The 17,177-nt window shown below is 45.4% G+C and carries 13 protein-coding genes; 2 read left to right on the top strand and 11 right to left on the bottom strand.

Annotation, left to right across the window (positions count from 1 at the left end):
- The first annotated feature begins 19 nt into the window (after positions 1-19).
- Complete coding sequence (locus CLV42_RS03820; protein WP_106600547.1) at positions 20-703, top strand: response regulator transcription factor; 684 nt, start codon at positions 20-22, stop codon at positions 701-703.
- Positions 704-853: 150 nt separating this feature from the next.
- Positions 854-1,900 (top strand): sensor histidine kinase, encoded by a 1,047-nt coding sequence (locus CLV42_RS03815; protein WP_170117379.1) that lies wholly within the window; start codon positions 854-856, stop codon positions 1,898-1,900.
- 3 nt (positions 1,901-1,903) lie between these two features.
- Here the strand turns inward: CLV42_RS03815 and CLV42_RS03810 are convergent, their stop codons facing one another.
- From CLV42_RS03810 to CLV42_RS03760, 11 genes are all read right to left on the bottom strand, one after another.
- Positions 1,904-3,226, bottom strand: a complete 1,323-nt coding sequence (locus CLV42_RS03810; protein WP_245901449.1) for a porin — start codon at positions 3,224-3,226, stop codon at positions 1,904-1,906.
- Positions 3,227-3,283: 57 nt separating this feature from the next.
- Positions 3,284-4,768: an MBOAT family O-acyltransferase gene (locus CLV42_RS03805; RefSeq protein ID WP_106600545.1), complete on the bottom strand. Its 1,485-nt coding sequence runs from the start codon at positions 4,766-4,768 to the stop codon at positions 3,284-3,286.
- A complete protein-coding gene (locus CLV42_RS03800) occupies positions 4,765-6,036 on the bottom strand; it encodes a GDSL-type esterase/lipase family protein (protein ID WP_106600544.1) in 1,272 nt (423 codons plus the stop codon). Before CLV42_RS03800 ends, CLV42_RS03805 begins: the two co-directional genes overlap by 4 nt.
- Positions 6,008-7,438 (bottom strand): SGNH/GDSL hydrolase family protein, encoded by a 1,431-nt coding sequence (locus CLV42_RS03795; protein WP_106600543.1) that lies wholly within the window; start codon positions 7,436-7,438, stop codon positions 6,008-6,010. Before CLV42_RS03795 ends, CLV42_RS03800 begins: the two co-directional genes overlap by 29 nt.
- Positions 7,439-7,482: 44 nt before the next feature.
- Positions 7,483-8,013: a glucosaminidase domain-containing protein gene (locus CLV42_RS03790; RefSeq protein WP_146154301.1), complete on the bottom strand. Its 531-nt coding sequence runs from the start codon at positions 8,011-8,013 to the stop codon at positions 7,483-7,485.
- Between the two features lie 211 nt (positions 8,014-8,224).
- Positions 8,225-9,973, bottom strand: coding sequence for an aspartate--tRNA ligase (gene aspS / locus CLV42_RS03785; protein WP_106600541.1), 1,749 nt, complete (start codon positions 9,971-9,973; stop codon positions 8,225-8,227).
- An 85-nt stretch (positions 9,974-10,058) separates the two neighbouring features.
- Positions 10,059-11,114 carry an NAD(P)/FAD-dependent oxidoreductase gene (locus CLV42_RS03780; protein ID WP_106600540.1) on the bottom strand — a complete coding sequence of 352 codons (1,056 nt, stop codon included), beginning with the start codon at positions 11,112-11,114 and terminating at the stop codon, positions 10,059-10,061.
- Positions 11,115-11,141: 27 nt separating this feature from the next.
- A complete protein-coding gene (locus CLV42_RS03775; protein ID WP_106600539.1) occupies positions 11,142-13,514 on the bottom strand; it encodes an ABC transporter permease in 2,373 nt (790 codons plus the stop codon).
- A gap of 4 nt (positions 13,515-13,518) precedes the next feature.
- Positions 13,519-14,910 carry an alpha/beta hydrolase-fold protein gene (locus CLV42_RS03770; RefSeq protein WP_106600538.1) on the bottom strand — a complete coding sequence of 464 codons (1,392 nt, stop codon included), beginning with the start codon at positions 14,908-14,910 and terminating at the stop codon, positions 13,519-13,521.
- Between the two features lie 194 nt (positions 14,911-15,104).
- On the bottom strand, positions 15,105-15,821 hold the full coding sequence (locus CLV42_RS03765; protein ID WP_106600537.1) for an HNH endonuclease: 717 nt from the start codon (positions 15,819-15,821) through the stop codon (positions 15,105-15,107).
- Positions 15,818-17,125 (bottom strand): AAA family ATPase, encoded by a 1,308-nt coding sequence (locus tag CLV42_RS03760; RefSeq protein ID WP_106600536.1) that lies wholly within the window; start codon positions 17,123-17,125, stop codon positions 15,818-15,820. The genes CLV42_RS03765 and CLV42_RS03760 overlap by 4 nt, the downstream gene beginning before the upstream one ends.
- Between the last annotated feature and the right edge of the window lie 52 nt (positions 17,126-17,177).

Here is a 17,177-nt window from a genome sequence, read left to right as displayed (position 1 = left end):
CTTTAAAAAGTCAATATATATGATAGACCAAGCGGTTGCAGGTAAAATCTTGGTGGTGGACGACGAAATAGATATTCTGGAAATCATCAGCTACAATCTTAAATCAGCCGGATACGATACGATCACGGCGAAAGATGGCAGTGAGGCTGTTCAGAAAGCGAAGGTATTCCGCCCCGACCTTATCATGCTGGATATCATGATGCCGAATAAGAATGGTATTGATACCTGTCGCGAGATCAGGAAGATCCCGGAATTTAAAGATACCATGGTGCTGTTCCTCACTGCACTGAATGACGAAAAATCAGAGATCGATGGTTTGAACATGGGTGCCGATGACTATATCGCAAAACCGATCAAACCAAAATTGCTGGTAAGCCGTATCAATGCACTTTTCCGCCGCCTGCACAAACCTGAAGATATGCAGGTGCAACTGGGCGATCTGATCATCGACCGAGAAAAATTCACTGTAACATACAAAGGCCAGGAGATCATCCTGGCGAAAAAAGAGTTCGAACTGCTACAGCTGCTGGCATCAAAACCTGGCCGTGTATTTCTCCGCAATGAGATACTGAACCAGGTGTGGGGTACAGAAGTGATTGTCGGCGATCGTACTATCGACGTGCACATCCGCAAAATACGCCAGAAAATAGGTATTGACCTCATTACAACAGTGAAAGGCGTGGGCTACAAGTTCGAGATGTAAACTGCACCAGCTCACTTACTTACCGTCTAACCGTTATTTCTTCTACTCAGAGATACGCAACCGGGTATTGCGGATCGAGCTTTGTGTGTTATGTCAAGTGAAAAATTTGGTTTAATTTCCCGCTATTATAACGATTACTCATTATGGAGTATGTTTAAAGCCAAGAATCTTTCTCCACAAAAACTGGCAGGATTTACTGCCCTCATACTTTCAGTTATTATTACACTGGGCACCCTCGTGATAAATGCTAACTGGAAAATAGTGCTGACAGCATTTGTACTCACCTTCCTGGTGTCGTATTACCTGTATCTGTATACGTTGCAAAACTTCATTTACAGGAAAATAAAACTCATTTACAAATTCATCTACCAGACCAAGGCTTCTAAACGGGAAGAGTTCTTCAATAAGAACATCCTGCCTCTGAAAACCATTGAAGAGGTGAGTGAAGATGTGGAAAAATGGGCCAGCCAGAAGAAGGAAGAGCTGGACATGCTGCGCCGTAATGAAGAGTTCAGGAAGGAATTCCTGCTGAACCTCAGCCACGAACTGAAAACGCCCATCTTTGCTGTACAGGGATATATTCACACCCTGCTAGATGGGGCCCTGGAAGATCCAAACGTCAACAAGATCTTCCTGAAAAATGCCACCAAGAACATTGACAGGCTTTGCCGCCTGATCGACGACCTGGACGAAATATCCAAGCTGGAAAGCGGGGAAATGACCATTAACGGTGAGAATTTCGTCATCCAGGACCTTATCAGGGATGTCTTTGACACCCTGTCTCTTAAAGCCAATACCAAGGGTATCAAATTCAGTGTGAAGAAAGGCTGTGAAGCACCTATTCATGTATTGGCTGACAAGGAGAAGGTAAGACAGGTGCTGATCAATCTCGTAGACAACTCCATCAAATACGGCCGTCCTGACGGACATACTGTAGCCAGTATCTACATCATGGATGACAAACGCGTACTGATCGAAATCTCAGATGATGGTATCGGTATCGCAGAAGAACATCTGCCTCGTGTATTTGAACGCTTTTACCGCACCGACAGAGCCCGTAGCCGGGATATAGGCGGTACAGGTCTTGGACTGGCGATCGTAAAACACATCGTGGAAGCACATGGTCAGACCATCAATATCCGTAGCAAACCGGAGATAGGTTCTACCTTCGGCTTTACCCTGGAATCTGGTGAATAAGCTTTAAAAACGGTATTGGAGCCTGCAGGTGAATACATTGTCCGGCAGGTCCTTCTCATACCCTTCAAGGGATGTAGATTCATTTTTAACCAGATCGTAGTACAACATCACCTTCATATTCGAATTGAAATAATGCACAAACCCGCAACCCAGGGTATTATATCGGATGTCTGCCGGGGTCATTCCTCCATTCACAGCACCGATTTCCTTTCCTTTTACTCTTTTATTGGGATCGTACCAGTCATATTTCAACACAATCAGGTTCATTGGATTGCCAAGGTTCTGTAACAAATACAGATAAGCGCCATCAAACTTCCTGATGTACAAAGGCGCATTCACACTTCCGTTCACAGGTATCGTTCCAGGTGTTTCAGTAGTAGATGCTGTGGCGGTCTGTGTACCACGCAGGTACTCCAACCGGATCTCCGTAGCGCCCTTATTATTTCCGTTAGGAATCCTGAACTGAACATCTGCTCCGTAATAGTGACGGGGGGCGATCTTCCCCTGATTAGTCAGAGAGGAATCAACATGGTAGGCAGGCATACCCGCACTATAACCCATTTTATAAATATACCGGGTGAACTGCTCCATTCCACCATACAGCATAGACACAGCTCCCGACAAACGCCAGTTCCTGCTGTTCAGCTTGATAGGTTTTACGGCTACCCGGGTAATAAAGTCTTTATGGCTGTCAAAATCACTGGTAGCAGTCAATCCCTGTCCGTTAAACAGACCGGCATCTATCTTCAGGAACTTTAAAGGATGATTGGGACGACGGGGTTCAAAAGTGACCATGGCGCCTATATCACGTTCCGTCTTCATCAGGATCTGCGACATACGCCCACGTTCAGGCGTTTCACGGTCGGATGAAGAGAGGTTAACTTCATAACTGATCGGACGGGCAAACATTCCCGCCGTCAGGGAGAAGACATCCCACTTATTCTCGAAAATACGGCCAAAGAAATCGCGGATAAATACCCCTCTCTCCGTACCATCAAACTGGAAAGCAAATTGTACTACAGGCATATGGTCTTCGTCATACCGGGCATAATCGAGACGGAAGCGCCCACGGCGCAACGTGAACCTGTTATCCACCTCCGCCGGGAAATCGCCACCGGCATAACTTTTTATTCCTTTTGAGGAGGCATACTGAAACTGAGGTTGAATATATCCGCTGAAACGTACAGCGTCATACTTCTGATACAACGAGAACATACCCTTCCCTACACTGGTAGTGGTATCTATCATGTCCATCAGAAACTGTGCTTTGGCAATACCGGAAAATAACAAAGGCAAGCAGACGATTGCCATATGTTTAAGTCGCATTCACGAGATTTTGCGCAAAACAACGGAAAAAGAAAATGATAACAAAAAGATAACACCCTAAAACTGCAAGTAAATAGGCATCATCGGCTGAGACGATTTCACCTGCACTAACAGCCAGATGAATACCACCATGATCACTACGCTACCCACCACCGGAACACGGGACAAAGCATGCTCTGTAAACTGTTCGGTACGTTTGGGCAGGAAATGCAGGACAAACCCCAACAGCATCACCCAGAATACCGCTGTATACCCATTATACAGTTCCAGCCATACCCCAGGCTGGAAGTCGTATACTACCTGATGCAGCAGTGCCCAGGAATCCTGGAAAGTAGTTGCCTTAAAGAATACCCAGCAGAAACATACAAAATGGAAAGTGAGCAGTATCCCCCCTATTTTCAGCAATGTACCGGCCCAGCCGGTTACACCACCGCCACGTTTCTTCAGCCAGTCCAGCCTTACTTTATCCACAGCCAGCGCACTACCATGCATAGCACCCCAGAAGATGAAATTCCAACTGGCGCCATGCCAGAAACCACCTATCAGCATGGTCAGCCCCAGGTTGATATACTGGCGCACCTTGCCTTTACGGTTACCTCCCAATGGGATGTACAGGTAATCCCTCAACCAGGAGGAAAGCGAAATATGCCAGCGGCGCCAGAATTCTGTGATACTGGAGCTCTGGTAAGGAGAGTCAAAGTTTGGAGGGATCTTAAAACCGGTCCACCGGGCAATGCCCAGCGCCATATCTGAATAACCGGAGAAGTCACAGTAAATGATCAGGGCATAGCCGTACACACCCAACAGGCATTCCAGCCCCGTGTGTTTGGATGGATCATCAAAAATATATTGAACGAAGTTCTGGTTAATGAAGTCAGAAATAACGACTTTCTTGAACAAGCCCCCTATGATCAGGTACATGCCTTTGCCTATATCTTCTGCATCAAGCACATACGGCTGGGAGATCTGCGGAATGAAGTCGGCAGCCCTCACAATAGGCCCCATCATCAGCTTGGGAAAGAAAGACAGGAAGAACAGGTAGTCCATAAAATTGTCTACCGGCTTTATTTCCCGCCTGTACACATCAATGGTATAGCTGAGGTTCTCGAAAGTATAGAACGAAATACCGATGGGCAGGAGCAGTTTTAACGGCTCTACCTTGCCCAGGTGCAGGTCATTGATGATCCCGATGAAGAAATCAGTGTATTTAAAGAAGAACAGCAGTCCCAGGTTAAGAACAATACTGATGATCAGCAATCCTTTCTGCTGCCTTTTGCTCTCCGAATCATAGATGTACCTCGACAGGTTAAAATCGACGATAGCCGAAAGAATAACCAGTCCTACATACATACCGCAGGCCTTGTAGAAAAAGTAAAGTGAGAAGATAGTAAATACCCATACCCTTCCCTCTTTACTCCGGCCTACCGCCAGATAGCATAGCAGGAAGATGGCAAAGAAATAAAAGAAAAAAGCGCTGTTGAACAGTATAGGATCGTCTTTCTGGTATAGTAAGATCTCCAGCAGCTTATTCACGTCGATCATTCGGCTAGGTTTTTATGGGTCTTTTCTACTTTTAAAAATTTGTCATAGCTATTACGCAGTGCCTCATATAACAGTTTTCCCTGTAACTGGTAGCCTCTTGCATTGAAATGGATATGATCTCCGGACCATCCGCTGGCAAAATTTTTTGCCATGGCCTTGTTCACACCATTAAAATTCCAGCAGGCTATCCCATTCTCCCGGCAGTAACTCATGATCTGCTGGGTCACAACGGCTATGTAAGGATTAGGATAATATGCTACACGGTAATAGGTTTTGTATTTCTTCCCCACTTTTCTTCTGTACGGCCGTTTACTCACTCGTTTACATTCCGGCGGCGTTGTTAGTACGATAGACGCCTTCGGCTGATACTTCCTGACCATCATCACCGCCTCATCGATCTGTGTGCGGAATGCCGACGCATTGAGACTACCGTATGCTTCATTCGTGCCAAGGGAAATGATCACCAGCTGCGGTTGCATCACTTCCATTTCTGCTATCAATGTACTGTTGTTCTCATTGTAATGCTGATACATGGCGCCATTGATACCTACGGCGCTGTATAGTATCCCGTTTTCTCCGTTTTGCAACAAGGCGCCATAAAACCGGAAAGGTTGCGCATTCTGCCTGTCCCATCTCACCTGGAAGCTCTGAACGGGCGCCGCAAATGTCAGCGATGCCTTTCTCAAAGTAGGATTACCTCCTTCGAAGGGTGCATGAGAAATATCCACTCCGGCACCCGGCACACTGATGGTAGAATCGTCAGTACCAGGATCGTAAAATAATTCCGCCTGGCGCACATTGTTATCCATCCGCTCATCATCCTGCCGGCCATTAAATGCGAGTGTAGGCGCATCATTCCTGGAGGTGAGCACTATGGCTCCCGGTCCCAGTACCTCTGTAGATTTATTCCTGTCAATGATCCTGTCCACATCCCATCTGCCGGTACTGTTCCAGCGATAGTCTGAAGGACCATTTGTGTTAGCGAGATTATACGGGAATACCCATCCTCTGCCAGCACTTCCGAAATCCTGTTGCAGGAAGAAGGCCGTTGTGAATGGAAAAAAACCCGCCTGTATGTGAGAATCTCCCAGGTGTAAAACGGAGATAACGTTACTATCAGATTTACGAAGGGCGCCAAAGAAACGGTACAATGCCGTGTCCTGTGCTATGCCGTTTTGACCCACAGCAATACTGCTGATCGTGGTCAATACGCCCGTAAATAAACTGATAATCCCTTTCTTACTCGTGTTCCAACTGCTTATATTCATCCATCATCGCTTTATACAGCAGCGCTCCCACTCTGGCCGCTCCCTGTCTGTTAAAATGAGTGTAGTCCTTATTCGCCAGCGCCGGATCACCCTCTACCCAACGGGTCATAGAGTTCTCTCCTCCCATTGCTGCATACAGGTTCCAGTAGGCAGCGCCATGTGCTTTGGCCAGTTCATGCTGCACCTTCAGCAGCGCGGTTACACCCGGTGCGGTGATATAATTTCCACTTTTCTTGTATGATTTATCGGCTGTACTTATTACGAGAAATGAGGCATTTGGCAAATCATTACGCAGGGAGTCCAGCACCTTTTTCATCGGACTTCCATACCATTTATAGTCTGTCAGCTCAGGCTTCCACAACACATTTGCGCCATAATGCAATACGATCAGATCATAGGGATGTTCAGACTGCATCTGCTGTAACAGCTGCCCGGATAATTTACCGAGCTCTATTCCGCTAATACCACGGAAAGAATAGTTATCTACATACACACCACTATCTCCTTCAAAACACACGCCATAAAATGGCGCTGCCGCACCACCAGCCCACTTAATCATGACCTGCCTGGCAGAGTCCATCTGAAGGGAGAGCTTATTGACGGCACGATTACCAGAAAGCGCATATGCTTTATCATTCACGGAAATATTGCCGGAAGATACAGGACCATACAACACGCTCACCTGTGTAAACCTGTCCTGGCCACGTTTTTTAACAGGCTGATACCTGATCCAGCTGGATTCACCCGGTACAAAAGTATGGCCTGAAATACCCAGGTAAAGATTGGAAGGCGGTAACTGTTTGTAGCTGTAGTCTTTCCAATCCTTTGAAAAAGTATGTGTGATCGTAGTCCGGAATCCGGCCACTACAGAAGTAACAGGAACAAAACCTACACCTTCTCCCCCAAATAAACGTTGCAGGCTGTCCCGAAGATCTGCTGTGATCAGGTCTCCTTCTATCATGGAATCACCAAAGTAGGCAATACGCACTTTCCTTCTTTTCTTCGCTTTCAGCTCATCCAGCGCCAGGAGAAAATGCTGCAGCCCAGCTTTGACAGTGGTGTCAGCACCAGTGGGAGGCAGGTAATTCATGATGCCTGCGTAAGTAGCAAAATCATGTAAGTGATCCGGATCTGGTATTGCCGGTACATTCGCGCCAAGGGAATCAGCGGCAACGGTGTTGGAAGTATCTTCAGGTGAATCACCTGCTATCAGGGTGCTGTCATTATTGATATCTTCAGGGGCAACCGGGGCATCTTTTCTTACATCAGCTAAAAGATCCAGGGGTCGGGTGGTAAAATCATTGAAGGAGAAGCTGTTTTTTACCAGTGACAGTGCCACCAGGCATATTAGAGTCCCCGCAATAATGTAAAAGGGATAGGCAGATTTGTTTTTGCCGGACATAATTGCTAAATCTGATTTGTTCGTATAAAACTACAGACTATAAATTAACTGCCGGTATATGCCATTTGCTCATCCAGTTTGTATAATTTATAGCGATTAATCATGCTAGTTACTCTTTTCACCCACTCATGTCCTGCAGAGGAATACCCCGCAGTGTTCATGTGTTTGAGCCAGAGTTTGTATTCAACGTTTCCCTTCATTTTAGGGAACCATTTTTTGCGGGTTACCAAGTTGGCAAAGTAGTTAAATGAAGCCTCTGCGTTGGCGAACTCTTTATACCGTGAGCGATAGGCTACTCCATTCTTTTTATGAAGACTGTTACGTCCCACAATCCCAAAATGGTTATACAACAATTTTGCATTCTTACTCGTCCCCATCCCCGATTCCAGCATTGCAATACCCATTATTACACTTGCAGGGATACCTTTCTCATTCATAATGCGAATAGCAACCGGCTTGTATTTGTTCACATAGTTAGTGGCATAACGTTGTGAAAAAGCAGTACTACCGATAAGCAAAAGTATACCCAGCAAAGCACAAAACCATCCCCCGCGAAACATTTTCTTAGATGTCATGGCAGAATGTTTTTTTGTACCGGCAATATAGTTGAAATATTTGTACAATATGACTATAACTTATTAAAATTTACTAATCTATTCTTTACTTAATTCCTGTTAATTAGATGCGTTCCTTAGTTTGCACCAATCCCCCTTGACACCGTTTTTTGCAGCATCAAGGGGGATTCAGTTTTATTTTGCCACCCATTTAAACAAAGTCCGTGCCAATCTATTTTACCAGACCAATCTTCAGCTCATTCAGCTGAGACTGATCAATGGCGCTAGGCGCGTCCAGCATGACGTCGCGGCCGGAATTGTTCTTAGGGAAGGCGATAAAATCACGGATTGTTTCACTACCACCCAGCAGCGAGCAGAGGCGGTCGAAGCCGAAGGCGATGCCTCCGTGCGGAGGAGCTCCATATTCGAAAGCACCCAGCAGGAAGCCGAATTTGTGATTGGCTTCTTCCGGGGTCATACCCAGCGCTGCAAACATTTTCTCCTGCAGGTCGCGCTGGAAAATACGAATGGATCCACCACCTACTTCTGTACCATTCAGCACTATATCGTATGCATTTGCCTTGATGTCTGCATATTTGGACAGATCAGCCATCCAGCTGATGTGTTCAGGTTTTGGTGAAGTAAAAGGATGGTGACGGGCTACCCAACGGTTTTCCTCCTCTGCATACTCAAACAGCGGGAAATCGATCACCCACAATGGTTTAAATACATTCTTGTCTCTCAGGCCCAGACGCTCACCCATTTCCAGTCGTAACTCGCTCATTGCCTTACGGGTACGCTCTTCTTTACCTGCCAGTACCAGGATCAGGTCGCCCGGTTGTGCCTCACATTTTTCGGCCCAGCCTTTCAGTTTCTCTTCATCAAAGAACTTATCAACAGAGCTTTTTATTGTTCCATCAGTATTATATCTGGCATAAATGAGACCGCTCATGCCTATCTGCGGACGTTTTACCCATTCAGTCAGCTCATCCAGTTGCTTACGGGTATAGTCTGCACAACCTTTTGCACAGATGGCTACTACCAGTTCAGCCTCGTCAAATACTTTAAAGTTATTGCCCTTCACAGTACCATTCAGGTTCACCAGCTTCATTTCAAAACGGATATCCGGCTTATCGTTGCCATAGAACTCCATAGCGTCATCCCAGGTCATACGAGGGAATTGACCCTCAAAAGTGATGCCTTTGATCTCCTGGAAGATATGCTTCAGCATATCCTCGAAGTTATTCAGGATGTCTTCCTGCTCCACAAAACTCATTTCACAGTCTATCTGGGTAAATTCCGGCTGACGGTCAGCACGAAGATCCTCATCACGGAAGCATTTTACGATCTGGTAATACCTGTCGTAACCACTCACCATCAGCAGCTGCTTGAAGGTTTGCGGAGACTGAGGTAACGCATAGAACTCATTAGCATTCATACGACTGGGCACCACAAAGTCGCGGGCACCTTCCGGAGTGGACTTAATGAGGAACGGCGTTTCAATATCCATGAAGCCCCTGCTATCCAGGTAGTTACGGGCAGCCCTGTTCACGCGGTAGCGCAGTTCCAGGTTCTGCTTCACGATGTTACGGCGCAGGTCAAGATACCGGTATTTCATACGCAGCTCGTCACCACCATCCGTGTCGTCCTGGATGGTGAAAGGAGGCGTTTTAGCGCTGTTTAATATGGTAAACTCCCCAACAGTGATTTCAATATCACCGGTAGGGATATTTGGGTTCTTATTAGAACGTTCGGTTACAGTACCCGATACCTGTATAACGAACTCACGACCCAGCGGCTGATTATCCAACTGCTGATTCAAAGACTCTCCAAACAGAAGCTGCGTAACACCATAACGGTCGCGCAGATCCACGAATGTGATACTTCCGAATTTCCTGACTGCCTGGATCCAACCAGACAATGATACCTGTGTGCCTTTGTGTTCCAGCCGTAGTTCGCCGCAAGTGTGCGTTCTGTACATATACTTATATTATAAAGTTCAACTTTGTGTTCTCCGGGGTCGAGGCCCAAACGGTCGGCAAAGATACATTTTGCCGCCTGCATTTCTACCCCCTGTACCTGTTAAAAAAGCGTTTAATATCTGTATCAGCCTGCAGTGGCTCATTGCGGAGTACATGAGCGGCAAATTCGGCCGCCATAGCGGGAGCCAGGGACGTCCCTTTGGTCCCCAGGCCGTTAAATATGCCCAGAGAGGAGTATTGGGGGTGTAATCCCATTATAGGACGGCGATCTGTCCCTGAAGGCCGTACAGCCGCCAGCTGCTCCAGCACCTGGTAAGGAACCTTCAGTAATTGCTGCAGGCCTTTTTCCAGGATTTCCCGCTTCTCCTGTGTAGCAGCTTCATCCGGATAATCCCAGGCAAATGTTGCCCCTACCCAATAGGTATCTAAAGTCTGTGGCACAAGCGATACGCTCCTTTTAATAATATCAGGTGTAGAGAACCCAGGGATCTGTACTTGTAGTACCTCCCCTTTATTTAACAGGAATGGGATGTAATTGAACCAGGGGTTATTCACAATAGCGGCGCCCTCACAAAAGATCAGGTAACGGGCACTGATGTCAGCATATTTCACGCCTTCGGGGCTGACCGCAAGACCGGAGAGCTCCAGTCTTTCCTCCCGCAGGCTGTTATGACTTTTCAGATAGCTTCTCCAGGCAGGTAAGAGATTATGTAACAATACAGTAGCACCTTTTACAATAGCGGCGCCATGGGGCTGGTCCAGCCATTGATCGTAGGCACTCACCCTCTCCTCCGACGGGTCTTCCATATAGGACAATCCCGTGGTGCGCTCCATAAAAGCTTCTCTCAACTGCTCGGAGGGTAATACATTATAAATATCCCTGGGCTTGAATACCTGTACACCAAGCAGCTGTTCCAGCTCTTTATATACCTGCATGGCCACAGGGTAGATCTGGTCATATTGCCAGGCTACAGTGAACCGGCGACCGGAAACAGGATTGATCACTCCTGCCGCCACCCGCGACGCGCTATTGGGCTTATATTCGTCCATGACCAGTACAGACTGTCCTGCCTGCATCAAAGTGTAACTCAACACGGTACCTGCAATGCCCTGCCCTATGATCAAAAAGTCTACTTTCATTTGGGCTGCAAAATACGATACCGCTGTCTATTCCGCCTTAAGGCTTTTTACAGGATTCGCTAATGCGGCCCTTACAGACTGGAAACTGATCGTGATCAATGATATGATCACCGCTGCGATACCTGCCAGCAGGAATACCCACCAGTGGATACTCACCCGGTAAGCATACTGCTGCAGCCAGGAAGACATTGCCCACCATGCCAGCGGGAAAGCCACTCCACAGGATATAAGCACCAGTTGCAGGAAATCCTTCGATAACAAACCAGTTATACCTGCTACACTGGCGCCCAATACTTTTCTGATACCAATCTCTTTTGTCCTGCGTTCAGCCGTATAGGCTGCCAGACCAAATAAACCTAAACACGAAATGATGATAGCCAGTCCTGCAAATGCGCGCGACAACCTGTTTACCAGCATTTCTCCCTGGAACAGGTCATTGAACTGATCGTCAACGAAAGTATATTCAAACGGATAACCGGGGTTAGCTTTGGTTATTACTTTTTCAATAGCCGCCACAGCTTTTACAGGATCAGCAGTCGCTTTTAAACGCAGATACATAATGTTCCCAAACTGTGTGATGTTATAGAACATAACAGGATCTGGTGAGGCATACATGTCACCATACACATAATCTTTCACCACTCCTACAACTGTCAGGAAAAGTGCCGGGCCATTAGTCGGTGCCTCAATCTTCTTCCCCAATGCACTTCCTGCTCCCATCATTTTCGCCAGGGAAGACGTGATAATAACACTCTGTGAATCCGTGTTCGCTGCGTTAAAATCCCTACCTTCCAGAAACTGCATACCCATAGTAGGAATAAACCCGGAACTCGCCAGTCGGGTAGAGATCAGTATATCACTATTCTCCGGTTTACCCTGCCATTTTAATGCACCGGTGTTATTACCGCCATAGATAGTAGGATGATCAGACAGCGCTACATTCTCCACCATCCCTGTATTCAACAGGTCCTGCTTAATAGAGCTGAAATTATTCAGCATGTTTGCTTTCAGGTTTATGCTCAATAAATGCTCTTTATTGAAGCCCAGATCTCTGCTTTTCACATGTTGCAGCTGTTGATAGATGATCACGGTACAAATGATGAGTACAATGGATATTGAAAACTGTAACACCACCAACCCTTTCCTGATAAATGCAGCCCCTCCTGCTTTTGTTTTCAAGCCTTTCAGCACTGCCACCGCATTAAACGAAGAAAGGTAAAAGGAAGGGTAACTTCCTGCCACCAACCCACAAACGAGTGTGATCACTATCAATGCCAGTATATGTAGGGGGTTCTGCAATCCTAATGTCAGGTTCTTTCCCATCAGCGCATTTGCCAACGGCAATACCATCCATATAATCACTACTGCCAGTACACAGCTAAATGTTGCCATCAACAAAGCTTCTCCTATAAACTGTGCCATTAGCCCCTGCTTGCCAGCGCCCATCACTTTACGTACACCTACTTCACGCGCCCGCTTTTCACTGCGGGCAGTAGCCAGGTTCATAAAATTGATACAGGCTATAAGCAGAATGATCCATGCAATCAGGGAGAACATACGGACATAGGTGATACGCCCTCCCACCTGTTTCCCATTTTCAAAATTCCCATGCAAGCGCCAATCGTTCATATTGAACAGGAACAGGTGATTGATCGCTCTGGGATTTTTTTGCTGGATGAAATTGTATAGCTTTTTATCAATCGCTGCCGGATCTGCATTAGGCGCTAGCTCTACATAGGTATAAGGAGAATTGCTCAACCAGTCGGATAACGCTTCTTTTCTCTGTTGAAAATAAACCTCGAAGGGAGCTACCCATTCGAACTGCAATGTTGAGTTTTCAGGCAGGTTTTTCACCACTCCGGTGATTACATATTCCTGTTTATTATCCACTTTTACCCTTCTGCCTATGATGTTTTTATCCTCTCCAAAAAACTTCTTCGCAGTCTTTTGTGTGATCACCATTGCATCAAGGTCTTTAAACGCAGTGCTTGCATTCCCCTCCACAAAAGGTAAAGTGAACATATCAAAAAGCGAAGGTTCTGTATATCTGCCGCTTGCATAAACAGCCTTCTCCCCTATATTGAACAGCAAAGAAGATGCAAAATCTGTCATACGGCAAGTATTTGCAATACCTGGAATCTCTTCCTTTATTGCTGGTCCCGTCAGTCCCGGTGTAGAGGAGAACGTACGGATACTTCCCTCATAATCCCAGTTCGCCTGCAAAGAATACAACTTGTCCCTCTTCGCATAGGTGCTGTCAAAATTAACTTCATCTTCCACCCATAAAAAGATCACACCTGCACAAACAATCCCTATTGCCAGTCCGAATATATTCAGGAAACTGTAGGTCTTATTTTTCCAAAGATTACGCAGCGTTGCTTTCAGATAACTCTTAAACATTTTGTTATTTTTTTGCAGTTGCTTTTCCGATATGATATTGCAGGTCCGCAGGAATGGCCACTGCCTCCTGCTTTCCGGGTGCTAAATATATCAGCTTGGGTATATTCGCTGTGTCATAAGTCATGTCCAATTGGTAAAAACCTTTGTCCAACGGTACGATATAAGACTGAAGATCATCATCGTCCCCTTTTACTTTATAATCGATCAATACCTGCTTATTCAGTGATACTGTAGCATTCGTCCCTGGCTCTATACCAAAAATATAATACCCGGGTTCTTTCAGTTCTATCAAACCAGTAATCTGTCCATGCAAGGTATCAAGTCCTCCCTGTAACATCTTTCTTGGTTTATCTGTTCCATGCCACATCTCTCCTATTATAAAAGTGCCTTTCTTTGTTCGTGCATATCCATCCCTTGCAGCCATTACTTTTACAGTCAGTTGTACAGGCACGGTAATTTTCGATTCTCCCGCTGTTAACTTTGGTGATGCCGCTGTAGGTTCTGTTCCATCTGTTGTATAATGCACGTCCAGATGCTCTTCGGGAAAGCAATACAGGTTAAAAGGCTTGTCTTTCAGGATAATACCCGACATTGGATGATAGTTGAGTTCCTTGGTCATGTACCCGTTGTATGTATACTTCAATCCATCATACACTGTTTTAAAGATCATGGAATTATGCGTTTCCCCGCTATATACCAACGTCTTCCAATGTAATGCTGCTGGTGCCTTCGCGCGGAAGATGGAATCCATGTCTTTGATCCCCATTTCCTTAAACGCCTGCCCTTCTCTTCCGGTTAACAATAATGTTCTATCTGGATTAGGCAGGGATGGTAAACTATCCGCTGCCATTTTCATCAGGAAACCATTTCCCCACCAGAAAGCAGGATCAGCCAGTAAATAAGACTGGAATAACTGAGGTTCTTTAAAAAAGGCATAGAGACCAAATACGCCCCCCAATGAGCCACCATGATATGTTCTATATCCTTTGGTAGGATACTTCTTTTCTATATACGGGATTAGTTCAGTTTTCAGGAACGACAGAAAATTATCCGCTCCCCCGGTTAATTTATTATCCGGGATATTGTAAGGAGTAAAGTCTCTGACGCGATAGTTGTCTTTGCCTACATAAGTATTCGGCAGGCTCACAATAATGTTCGGCGGCATGAACTGGATCTCCGCGAAGCGTTGTAATTGCGCTACTATCTTAGTGTTCCACTCTCCATCCGTTACATAGGTCACTTCAAATCTTTCACCTGGTTTGTATTTATCCGGCATCACCACTTCTATCTTCCTTTGTTCTTTCAATACATTGGAATATATAGAATCTTTTATGATCACCTGTGCAGAGGTGGTGAAAAATGAAAGGACAAGAAATACCGTGACAATCAGTTTCATAGAAGGATCAATTTTGGAGTGACAAATAACAGACTAAAAATAGCAATTGCTGTCCGTATTTGGTAACTCATGTGGCTATGACCCTAAAAGAATGCCATGTCAACACATTATTGATTATCAATTATTTAATACAAAATTCAGCAAGGTAAGTGTCCGGTTTTGATACAGGGATGTCCGGTTTCAGCAAGAACAAACTATACCGGGTCTTCTGTATTTTCCGGATTACGGGGCACGGGACTATAATCAACGGCATCAAAACAACTGACAGCTGTTCCGGGGAAGGACTGAATCAGTAATTCCCTTACAGCCTTGTGTTGATGATAGACCGCATACCAGACAGAGAAAAAACCTCTCTGTCTGGCAAATGACACAATATCCTCAGCCTTTAGCCTTCCCGATTCAAAGTCCGGCAGGTATTTGACCGCCAGCGCCCAGGCTACCCTTCTGTGGTTCCATCGTGTATCATTTGCATTATGTCTCACGTATTTGGTATTGCCGGGAAATTTGTCCAGACCAACGAGGTTGAGCATTGCCTCCGCTGCCATCGTAGACGTACCTTCCAGCAACGGATTAACACTAATATACCCGCCCTCCTGATAGGTGAAAGAGAGGAAAGTATTGTTCCTATGAGGAAAATGCATCGCATTTATATTAACTGGCTTAGCGGCCTTATTATCTCGTCCATTGCATCTGCCACATGCCAGTAGAAAATTATCCCAACTACATTTTAACGTTGGATCCTGATGCCGGGAAATAACATGTTCCACCTCCAGGTCAGCACTAAACACTTCACAGTAGCTGCAATAATATCCGAGATTATTTTCAAGGTCAACTCTGGCAAGACTATGTTGTTTATAAACCTTATTCCTGCCATTAATTTGGGGCCATTCAAACTTTTCAACAGGTCTCATAAACCTTTAGCTTTTCTTTCAATCTTTAATGATGCGACAAATGCTGGATCTTCTCCGAATCTCTCCTCTAATTCATTTAATTGCTCCCTCAATTGACTTACGCGTTCATCATTATCACTTGTCTTTCCCGCCTGTATTAACTCAAAATATTCCTGTGCAACTTCCTGCATCTTTAAAAACTCAATGCTTCTCGGCACATTCTCTACCCCCATTTCTTCCGCAGCAACAGCCTCAATTGTTTTCCTGAACGGATCACTTCCTTTTTGTATTTCATCATCAATGATGATCAACTCTTCCGAGCGTATACTTTGCACAATAAACGCCGAGTGCGTAGTAACAATAAACTGAATATTCGGAAATGCCTGTTTAAGATCCCTGATCACATGCCGCTGCCAGTTAGGATGTAAATGCATATCCAGTTCATCTATCAACACAACTCCCTTAGTCTGAATAACCGCGTCACTCCCTAAATACCCATTCAGGATAACACACCGGAAAGCTAATTCAGCAACAAGGTTTAACATGGCAATCAACCCATCACTCATATTAGAATGAGTCTTCCTGCCGAAATCTTTATCATCAATTTTAACAACCGCTTCCAATTCTCTGTAATGAGTATTGAACCCAATATCTTCCAGATATGGAATAGCTATAGCAATAGCTTCGAATACAGCTTCTTTCGTCCCTGCAAACTCACGGTCATACTTCAACTCATTATCATAATTATATAACCATTCTATCACTCCTTCAAAATCCACTTTGTCCGAAAGTGCAGCCAGATAACCCTTTTCCATGCGGCTCCTGCGTTCCTGTGCTCTTTTCCCCTTCCGCTGTTGCGCCATTGTCCGTTCAGTTCCAAAACTTGCTACAACTGGTAGAACCGCTCCGCTGGTTTGTTTTCTTTCTTTCAACAGTCCAGAAACAGCATCCATTAACTCCCCGACATGCTTTCTGCTATGGCTTGTCATTCCGTTTGCCAACATCACCCTCGACCATTCAATCTGATCATTATTAAACTGTGAAAACACTCTAATCAGTGTCTCCTGTTCATTTGCACTATATCCCCGATCAGCGTCATTCCATTTGACAAATACCTCCTGTTGCCGGAACTGACGTCTGTAAACCGCCGACGCAGGTATCGGTAAACATTGCAGGTAAGCTCCCAGCGCTACCTGTAGCGCATGTAATAAGGAAGACTTCCCTAAACTATTATCTCCTATAACAACTGTGAATCCCGGGTTAAAAGAAATCTCCTTCTGCTCAAATCCTTTAAAGTTCTGGATATACAGATAATTGATCAGCATGAACAATGAATTATGGGGAAGCAATATAACGAAAAAACGCTGATCCGGAGGC

It is taken from the genome of Chitinophaga ginsengisoli (assembly GCF_003014595.1).
Classification (GTDB): Bacteria; Bacteroidota; Bacteroidia; order Chitinophagales; family Chitinophagaceae; genus Chitinophaga; species Chitinophaga ginsengisoli.
The sequence above is the reverse complement of the archived record's forward strand: the minus strand, read 5'-3'. Positions and strand labels throughout refer to the sequence as shown.

What these genes read in the sequence shown, in the direction of transcription:
- CLV42_RS03765 (WP_106600537.1), bottom strand. Translation starts at nt 15,821, where the DNA reads ATGAGACCTGTTGAAAAGTTTGAATGGCCCCAAATTAATGGCAGGAAT.
- CLV42_RS03795 (WP_106600543.1), bottom strand. Translation starts at nt 7,438, where the DNA reads ATGTCCGGCAAAAACAAATCTGCCTATCCCTTTTACATTATTGCGGGG.
- CLV42_RS03760 (WP_106600536.1), bottom strand. Translation starts at nt 17,125, where the DNA reads ATGCTGATCAATTATCTGTATATCCAGAACTTTAAAGGATTTGAGCAG.
- CLV42_RS03815 (WP_170117379.1), top strand. Translation starts at nt 854, where the DNA reads ATGTTTAAAGCCAAGAATCTTTCTCCACAAAAACTGGCAGGATTTACT.
- CLV42_RS03800 (WP_106600544.1), bottom strand. Translation starts at nt 6,036, where the DNA reads ATGAATATAAGCAGTTGGAACACGAGTAAGAAAGGGATTATCAGTTTA.
- CLV42_RS03820 (WP_106600547.1), top strand. Translation starts at nt 20, where the DNA reads ATGATAGACCAAGCGGTTGCAGGTAAAATCTTGGTGGTGGACGACGAA.
- CLV42_RS03770 (WP_106600538.1), bottom strand. Translation starts at nt 14,910, where the DNA reads ATGAAACTGATTGTCACGGTATTTCTTGTCCTTTCATTTTTCACCACC.
- CLV42_RS03790 (WP_146154301.1), bottom strand. Translation starts at nt 8,013, where the DNA reads ATGACATCTAAGAAAATGTTTCGCGGGGGATGGTTTTGTGCTTTGCTG.
- CLV42_RS03810 (WP_245901449.1), bottom strand. Translation starts at nt 3,226, where the DNA reads ATGCGACTTAAACATATGGCAATCGTCTGCTTGCCTTTGTTATTTTCC.
- CLV42_RS03805 (WP_106600545.1), bottom strand. Translation starts at nt 4,768, where the DNA reads ATGATCGACGTGAATAAGCTGCTGGAGATCTTACTATACCAGAAAGAC.
- aspS (WP_106600541.1), bottom strand. Translation starts at nt 9,973, where the DNA reads ATGTACAGAACGCACACTTGCGGCGAACTACGGCTGGAACACAAAGGC.
- CLV42_RS03775 (WP_106600539.1), bottom strand. Translation starts at nt 13,514, where the DNA reads ATGTTTAAGAGTTATCTGAAAGCAACGCTGCGTAATCTTTGGAAAAAT.
- CLV42_RS03780 (WP_106600540.1), bottom strand. Translation starts at nt 11,114, where the DNA reads ATGAAAGTAGACTTTTTGATCATAGGGCAGGGCATTGCAGGTACCGTG.